Consider the following 2,500-nt stretch of genomic DNA (forward strand, 5'->3'; position numbering starts at 1 on the left):
GAGCGGAAGACGAGGTTCGAACTCGCGACCCCCACCTTGGCAAGGTGGTGTTCTACCACTGAACTACTTCCGCGCATTTATCTAAATTAAGATGCGGGTGAAGGGACTTGAACCCCCACGTCATAAGACACTAGATCCTAAGTCTAGCGCGTCTGCCAATTCCGCCACACCCGCGTGTAAATATAACTGGTGAGCCATGAAGGACTCGAACCTTCGACCCTCTGATTAAAAGTCAGATGCTCTACCAACTGAGCTAATGGCTCTCTATGGCTGGGCTAGCTGGATTCGAACCAACGCATGACGGAATCAAAATCCGTTGCCTTACCGCTTGGCGACAGCCCAATAAAATGGTGGAGGGGGGCAGATTCGAACTGCCGAACCCGAAGGAGCGGATTTACAGTCCGCCGCGTTTAGCCACTTCGCTACCCCTCCGATATAAATGGTGCCGGCAAGAGGACTTGAACCCCCAACCTACTGATTACAAGTCAGTTGCTCTACCAGTTGAGCTACACCGGCACGATGGTGGAGGATGACGGGATTGAACCGCCGACCCCCTGCTTGTAAGGCAGGTGCTCTCCCAGCTGAGCTAATCCTCCAAAGAATCTATATAAGCGCGTTAATAAGCGTTATTTTGAATACTCATAATAAACTATTTCAAATAAAAAACCCCTATGCTCTTTACAAGAGACTCATAAGGGGTTTTATTCATTGCCTGGCAACGTCCTACTCTCACAGGGACAAAGTCCCAACTACCATTGGCGCTAAAGAGCTTAACTTCCGTGTTCGGTATGGGAACGGGTGTGACCTCTTCGCTATCGCCACCAGACAAGAGATTGCTCTCTCAAAACTAGATAACAGTTGGCTGAGTAAAGCTTACGCTTTTAAAAGTTTGGTTAAGTCCTCGATCGATTAGTATCAGTCAGCTACACATGTCGCCACGCTTCCACCTCTGACCTATCAACCTGATCATCTTTCAGGGATCTTACTAGCTTGCGCTATGGGAAATCTCATCTTGAGGGGGGCTTCATGCTTAGATGCTTTCAGCACTTATCCCGTCCACACATAGCTACCCAGCGATGCCTTTGGCAAGACAACTGGTACACCAGCGGTGTGTCCATCCCGGTCCTCTCGTACTAAGGACAGCTCCTCTCAAATTTCCTACGCCCACGACGGATAGGGACCGAACTGTCTCACGACGTTCTGAACCCAGCTCGCGTACCGCTTTAATGGGCGAACAGCCCAACCCTTGGGACCGACTACAGCCCCAGGATGCGATGAGCCGACATCGAGGTGCCAAACCTCCCCGTCGATGTGGACTCTTGGGGGAGATAAGCCTGTTATCCCCGGGGTAGCTTTTATCCGTTGAGCGATGGCCCTTCCATGCGGAACCACCGGATCACTAAGCCCGACTTTCGTCCCTGCTCGACTTGTAGGTCTCGCAGTCAAGCTCCCTTGTGCCTTTACACTCTACGAATGATTTCCAACCATTCTGAGGGAACCTTTGGGCGCCTCCGTTACATTTTAGGAGGCGACCGCCCCAGTCAAACTGCCCACCTGACACTGTCTCCCGGCCCGATCAGGGCCGCGGGTTAGAATTTCAATACAGCCAGGGTAGTATCCCACCGACGCCTCCACCGAAGCTAGCGCTCCGGCTTCTCAGGCTCCTACCTATCCTGTACAAGCTGTACCAAAATTCAATATCAGGCTACAGTAAAGCTCCACGGGGTCTTTCCGTCCTGTCGCGGGTAACCTGCATCTTCACAGGTACTATAATTTCACCGAGTCTCTCGTTGAGACAGTGCCCAGATCGTTACGCCTTTCGTGCGGGTCGGAACTTACCCGACAAGGAATTTCGCTACCTTAGGACCGTTATAGTTACGGCCGCCGTTTACTGGGGCTTCGATTCAGAGCTTCTCCCAAAGGATAACCCCTCCTCTTAACCTTCCAGCACCGGGCAGGCGTCAGCCCCTATACTTCGCCTTGCGGCTTCGCAGAGACCTGTGTTTTTGCTAAACAGTCGCCTGGGCCTATTCACTGCGGCTCTCTCGGGCTATACACCCTACCAGAGCACCCCTTCTCCCGAAGTTACGGGGTCATTTTGCCGAGTTCCTTAACGAGAGTTCTCTCGATCACCTTAGGATTCTCTCCTCGCCTACCTGTGTCGGTTTGCGGTACGGGCACCTCCCGCCTCGCTAGAGGCTTTTCTTGGCAGTGTGGAATCAGGAACTTCGGTACTATAATTCCCTCGTCATCACAGCTCAGCCTTTATGATGAGCGGATTTGCCTACTCATCAGCCTAACTGCTTGAACGCGCATATCCAGCAGCGCGCTTACCCTATCCTACTGCGTCCCCCCATTACTCAAACGGCGGGGAGGTGGTACAGGAATATCAACCTGTTGGCCATCGCCTACGCTTTTCAGCCTCGGCTTAGGTCCCGACTAACCCTGAGCGGACGAGCCTTCCTCAGGAAACCTTAGGCATTCGGTGGACAAGATTCTC

General features: G+C 52.6%; 7 tRNA genes and 2 rRNA genes (1 of these 9 cut by a window edge). All 9 read right to left on the reverse strand.

From position 1 onward, the window contains the following. Window position 1: 1 nt before the first annotated feature. Window positions 2-73, reverse strand: a tRNA-Gly gene (locus tag CEQ83_RS26490). A 19-nt stretch (window positions 74-92) separates the two neighbouring features. Then, window positions 93-174: transfer RNA gene (locus CEQ83_RS26495), tRNA-Leu, on the reverse strand. A gap of 13 nt (window positions 175-187) precedes the next feature. Next, a tRNA-Lys gene (locus tag CEQ83_RS26500) sits at window positions 188-263 on the reverse strand. A 4-nt stretch (window positions 264-267) separates the two neighbouring features. Continuing rightward, a tRNA-Gln gene (locus tag CEQ83_RS26505) sits at window positions 268-342 on the reverse strand. Between the two features lie 6 nt (window positions 343-348). Further along, window positions 349-432 (reverse strand) — tRNA-Tyr (locus tag CEQ83_RS26510). A gap of 8 nt (window positions 433-440) precedes the next feature. After that, window positions 441-516 (reverse strand) — tRNA-Thr (locus CEQ83_RS26515). A gap of 4 nt (window positions 517-520) precedes the next feature. Continuing rightward, window positions 521-596: transfer RNA gene (locus CEQ83_RS26520), tRNA-Val, on the reverse strand. Window positions 597-710: 114 nt separating this feature from the next. Next, a 5S ribosomal RNA gene (gene rrf, locus CEQ83_RS26525) occupies window positions 711-826 on the reverse strand. A 63-nt stretch (window positions 827-889) separates the two neighbouring features. Continuing rightward, a 23S ribosomal RNA gene (locus CEQ83_RS26530) occupies window positions 890-2,500 on the reverse strand; it runs 1,325 nt beyond the window's last position.

Origin of the sequence: Priestia megaterium, from assembly GCF_009497655.1 — a bacterium.
GTDB classification, from domain to species: Bacteria; Bacillota; Bacilli; order Bacillales; family Bacillaceae_H; genus Priestia; species Priestia zanthoxyli.